General features: G+C 72.6%; 4 protein-coding genes. All 4 read left to right on the top strand.

The features are described 5' to 3' along the window. Positions 1 to 129 precede the first annotated feature (129 nt). The 4 genes from CCN44_RS26780 to CCN44_RS26765 all read left to right on the top strand — a co-directional run bounded on the left by CCN44_RS26780 (position 130) and on the right by CCN44_RS26765 (position 4,122). Positions 130 to 876 carry an aldose epimerase family protein gene (locus CCN44_RS26780; protein ID WP_086700253.1) on the top strand — a complete coding sequence of 249 codons (747 nt, stop codon included), beginning with the start codon at positions 130 to 132 and terminating at the stop codon, positions 874 to 876. 10 nt (positions 877 to 886) lie between these two features. After that, positions 887 to 1,435, top strand: coding sequence for an orotate phosphoribosyltransferase (gene pyrE / locus CCN44_RS26775; protein ID WP_059250256.1), 549 nt, complete (start codon positions 887 to 889; stop codon positions 1,433 to 1,435). Positions 1,436 to 1,578: 143 nt separating this feature from the next. Continuing rightward, on the top strand, positions 1,579 to 2,601 hold the full coding sequence (gene fbaA, locus CCN44_RS26770) for a class II fructose-bisphosphate aldolase (protein WP_059250257.1): 1,023 nt from the start codon (positions 1,579 to 1,581) through the stop codon (positions 2,599 to 2,601). A gap of 66 nt (positions 2,602 to 2,667) precedes the next feature. After that, on the top strand, positions 2,668 to 4,122 hold the full coding sequence (locus CCN44_RS26765) for an MFS transporter (protein ID WP_059250258.1): 1,455 nt from the start codon (positions 2,668 to 2,670) through the stop codon (positions 4,120 to 4,122). Positions 4,123 to 4,267 lie beyond the last annotated feature (145 nt).

Here is a 4,267-nt window from a genome sequence, read left to right as displayed (position 1 = left end):
GCGCTGGGCGGCACCGGCGGCGGCGCTGGCCCTGGCGTCCGCGATCGTCGTGGGCAGGGCCCTGCGCAAACGCCGCTGAAGGCCCGCGGTCGCCCCCCGGCCGGACCCGCCCCCCAGTACTGTCGTCCCGTGAGTAACGAAGACATCACGCTGACAGCGGGCAACGCAGAGGTGCGCGTCAGCCCGGGCAACGGCGGCCGTATCAGCGGCCTCACGGTGGACTCCCTGGAACTGCTCAGGCAAGGGCCCCGCTACGGCTGCTTCCCGATGGTGCCCTGGTGCGGCCGGATAAGGGAGGGCCGCTTCCTGGACGGCGGAACCCTCCGCCAGATGCCGCTCAACTCCCCGCCGCACGCCATCCACGGCACCGCGCGCGACGGCGCCTGGCGCACGGCGCGCGTCACGGAGAACGAGGCGGTGATCACGTACGANNTCGCGCTCGCCGAGGACGCCCTGACGCTGACGATGTCCGTGGAGACGTACGACGACTCCTTCCCGGCCCAGCTCGGCTGGCACCCCTGGTTCCGGCGCAACCTCGGCGGCGAGGACGTCCAGTTGGACTTCAAGCCCGCCTGGCAGGAGGAGCGCGGCGCCGACCACCTGCCCACCGGCAACCGCATCGACCCGCGGCCGGGCCCCTGGGACGACTGCTTCGGCATGCCCGGCGGCGTCGACGTCACCCTCGCCTGGCCCGGGCAGCTGGAGCTGACGGTGGCCAGCCGCGAGGAGTGGGTGGTGGTCTACGACGAGCAGGCCGAGGCCGTCTGCGTGGAGCCGCAGACCGGACCGCCCAACGGGCTGAACACCCTCCCGCGCCTGGTCACCCCGCTGGACCCGCTGGAGGCGACGACCACCTGGGCCTGGCGGCGGCTCTAAGCTGGTCGGCATGACGGACGTACGCGGCGCGCTGCTGCAGCAGATCAAGGACAAGGCCGTGGTGCACGGCAAGGTGACCCTCTCCTCCGGTCTGGAGGCCGACTACTACGTCGACCTGCGCCGCATCACCCTCGACGGCGAGGCCGCCCCGCTGGTCGGCCAGGTCCTGCTGGACCTGACCGCGGACCTGGAGTTCGACGCGGTCGGCGGGCTCACCATGGGCGCCGACCCGGTCGCCGCCGCCATGCTGCACGCCGCCGCCGCGCGCGGGCGCAAGCTCGACGCGTTCGTCGTCCGCAAGGCGGCCAAGGCGCACGGACTTCAGCGGCGCGTCGAGGGCCCGGACATCGCGGGCCGCCGGGTCCTGGTGGTGGAGGACACCTCCACCACCGGCGGTTCCCCGCTGACCGCCGTCGAGGCCGTGCGCGAGGCCGGTGCCGAGGTCGTCGCCGTCGCGACCATCGTGGACCGGGCGACCGGCGCCGCCGAGAAGATCGAGGCGGGTGCGGGCGTTCCGTACCGGTTCGCCTTCTCGAAGGCTGAACTGGGTCTGGACTGACGACGCGGTTTGACCTGCACTTGACCGGGGCGCCGAGCAGCGCCCCCTCGTCTGGAAAGATGGGGCCGACGACGACGTCGCATCCCCAGGTCTAGGTCAGGGCCGTAACGCACAACCCAACCCGCAACACAAGGAGCGGACAGATGCCCATCGCAACCCCCGAGGTCTACAACGAGATGCTCGACCGGGCGAAGGCAGGCAAGTTCGCCTACCCGGCCATCAACGTGACCTCGTCGCAGACCCTGAACGCTGCTCTGCGCGGCTTCGCGGAGGCGGAGAGCGACGGCATCGTCCAGATCTCGACCGGCGGGGCCGAGTTCCTCGGCGGGCAGTACAGCAAGGACATGGTGACCGGCGCGGTGGCGCTCGCCGAGTACGCGCACATCATCGCCGAGAAGTACCCGGTCAACATCGCCCTGCACACCGACCACTGCCCGAAGGACAAGCTCGACGGGTACGTGCGCCCGCTGCTCGCGCTCTCCGAGGAGCGCGTGCGGGCCGGCCGCAACCCGCTGTTCCAGTCGCACATGTGGGACGGCTCCGCCGAGACCCTCGCCGACAACCTGTCCATCGCGCAGGAGCTGCTGGAGCGCGCCGCCGCCGCCAAGATCATCCTGGAGGTGGAGATCACCCCCACCGGCGGTGAGGAGGACGGCGTCTCCCACGAGATCAACGACGAGCTGTACACCACCGTCGACGACGCGATCCGCACCGCCGAGGCCCTGGGCCTGGGCGAGAAGGGCCGCTACCTGCTGGCCGCCTCCTTCGGCAACGTGCACGGCGTGTACAAGCCGGGCAACGTCGTCCTCCGCCCGGAGCTGCTGAAGGAGCTGAACGAGGGCGTCGCCGCCAAGTTCGGCAAGGCCTCCCCGTTCGACTTCGTCTTCCACGGCGGCTCCGGCTCCACCGAGCAGGAGATTCTGACCGCGCTGGAGAACGGCGTCGTGAAGATGAACATCGACACGGACACCCAGTACGCCTTCACCCGTCCGGTCGCCGGTCACATGTTCCAGAACTACGACGGCGTCCTCAAGGTCGACGGCGAGGTCGGCAACAAGAAGGCCTACGACCCGCGGACCTGGGGCAAGCTGGCCGAGGCGAGCATGGCCGCGCGCGTCGTCCAGGCCACGCAGAACCTGCGCTCGGCGGGCAACAAGATCAAGTAAGCGCCACGGCGTTCCCGCGGGCCCGACGGCTGTCCATGCCGCCGGGCCCGCTGTATACCTGGGGGCATGCCCGACGTCCGGCTGGCCTCGCCCCGGGGCAAGTGGCTCCTGCTCACCACGGTCCTCGGCTCCGGCATGGCCATGCTGGACTCCACCGTCGTCAACGTCGCCCTGCCGCGCATCGGCCACGACCTGGACGCGAACCTCGCCGCCCTGCAATGGACGGTCAACGCGTACCTGGTCACGCTGGCCGGGCTCATCCTGCTCGGCGGCTCCCTCGGGGACCGGTACGGCCGCCGGAAGGTCTTCGTCCTGGGGGTGGTCTGGTTCGCCGCCGCCTCCCTGCTGTGCGGGCTGGCCCCGACCGAGGGCGTACTGATCGCCGCGCGGGCCTTGCAGGGCATCGGCGGCGCCCTGCTCACGCCCGGCTCGCTCGCGCTCATCCAGGCGTCCTTCCACCCCGACGACCGCAGCCGGGCGGTCGGCCTGTGGTCCGGCTTCGGCGGGATCGGCGCCGCCGTCGGCCCCTTCCTCGGCGGCTGGCTGGTGGCCGGCCCCGGCTGGCGCTGGGTGTTCCTGCTCAACGTGCCGCTGGCGCTGCTGTGCGTGCCGGTCGCGCTGCGGCACGTACCGGAGTCGGCGGACGAGCGGGCCCACGGCCGCTTCGACGTCCTCGGCGCGGGACTGGGCGCCGTGGCCCTCGCCCTCCTGACGTACGCGCTCATCGAGGCCCGCTCCGGCTCCCCGGCGGTGGCCCTGACCGCGGCGGCGGGCTGCGCGGCGGCGGTGGCCTTCGTGTACGTCGAGAAACGCCGCCCCGACCCGATGCTGCCGCCGGACATCTTCGCCTCGCGCCAGTTCACGGCGGTCAATCTCGTCACCCTGTGCGTGTACGCGGCCTTCGGCGGCTTCTTCTTCCTCACCGCGCTCCAGCTCCAGGTGGTGGCGGGCTACTCGCCGCCGGCCGCCGGTACGGCGCTGCTGCCCACCACGGCCCTGATGCTCCTGTTCTCCTCCCGCTCCGGCGCGCTCGCCGACCGCACCGGGCCGCGGCTGCCGCTCACGGTGGGGCCGCTGCTGTGCGCGGCGGCGATGCTGCTGATGCTGCGGGTGGGGAGGGACGCCGACTACCTGACGGACGTCCTGCCCGCGCTGCTGGTGATGGGCGCCGGCATGGTCACCCTGGTGGCGCCGCTGACGGCCGCCGTGCTCGCCTCGGTCGACACCGCCCGGGCGGGGCTGGCCAGCGGCATCAACAACGCGGCGGCGCGGGCGGCGGGGCTGGTCGCCGTGGCGGCGCTGCCGCTGCTCGCGGGGATGGGGCCGGAGGCGTACCGGTCGCCTGCGGCGTTCGACGCGGCGTTCGACCGGGCGATGCCGATCTGTGCGGGGGCGCTGCTGCTGGGCTCGGCCGTGGCTTTCCGCCTCGTCCGCCGCCCGACGCCGGGCTGCCCTCGCCCGGAGTGCCGGACACACGGCAACGTGGCGGCTCCGCCGCTGGAGGCGGGGGGCCGTTCCTGAGCGCGGGTGCGGGTCGGCTCCGCCGGGGGGGCTTGCTCGTCGTGGTTGTCTGCGGGTGGGTTGTGGCTGGTCGCGCAGTTCCTCGCGCCCCTTCGGGGGTGCTCGTCGTGGTTGTCTGCGGGTGGGTTGTGGCTGGTCGCGCAGT

This window comes from Streptomyces tricolor (genome assembly GCF_002155905.1).
Classification (GTDB): domain Bacteria; phylum Actinomycetota; class Actinomycetes; order Streptomycetales; family Streptomycetaceae; genus Streptomyces; species Streptomyces tricolor.
Note: the sequence above shows the minus strand (reverse complement) of the source record. Positions and strands in the feature narration are given on the sequence as shown.

What these genes read in the sequence shown, in the direction of transcription:
- pyrE (WP_059250256.1), top strand. Translation starts at nt 887, where the DNA reads ATGACGGACGTACGCGGCGCGCTGCTGCAGCAGATCAAGGACAAGGCC.
- fbaA (WP_059250257.1), top strand. Translation starts at nt 1,579, where the DNA reads ATGCCCATCGCAACCCCCGAGGTCTACAACGAGATGCTCGACCGGGCG.
- CCN44_RS26765 (WP_059250258.1), top strand. Translation starts at nt 2,668, where the DNA reads ATGCCCGACGTCCGGCTGGCCTCGCCCCGGGGCAAGTGGCTCCTGCTC.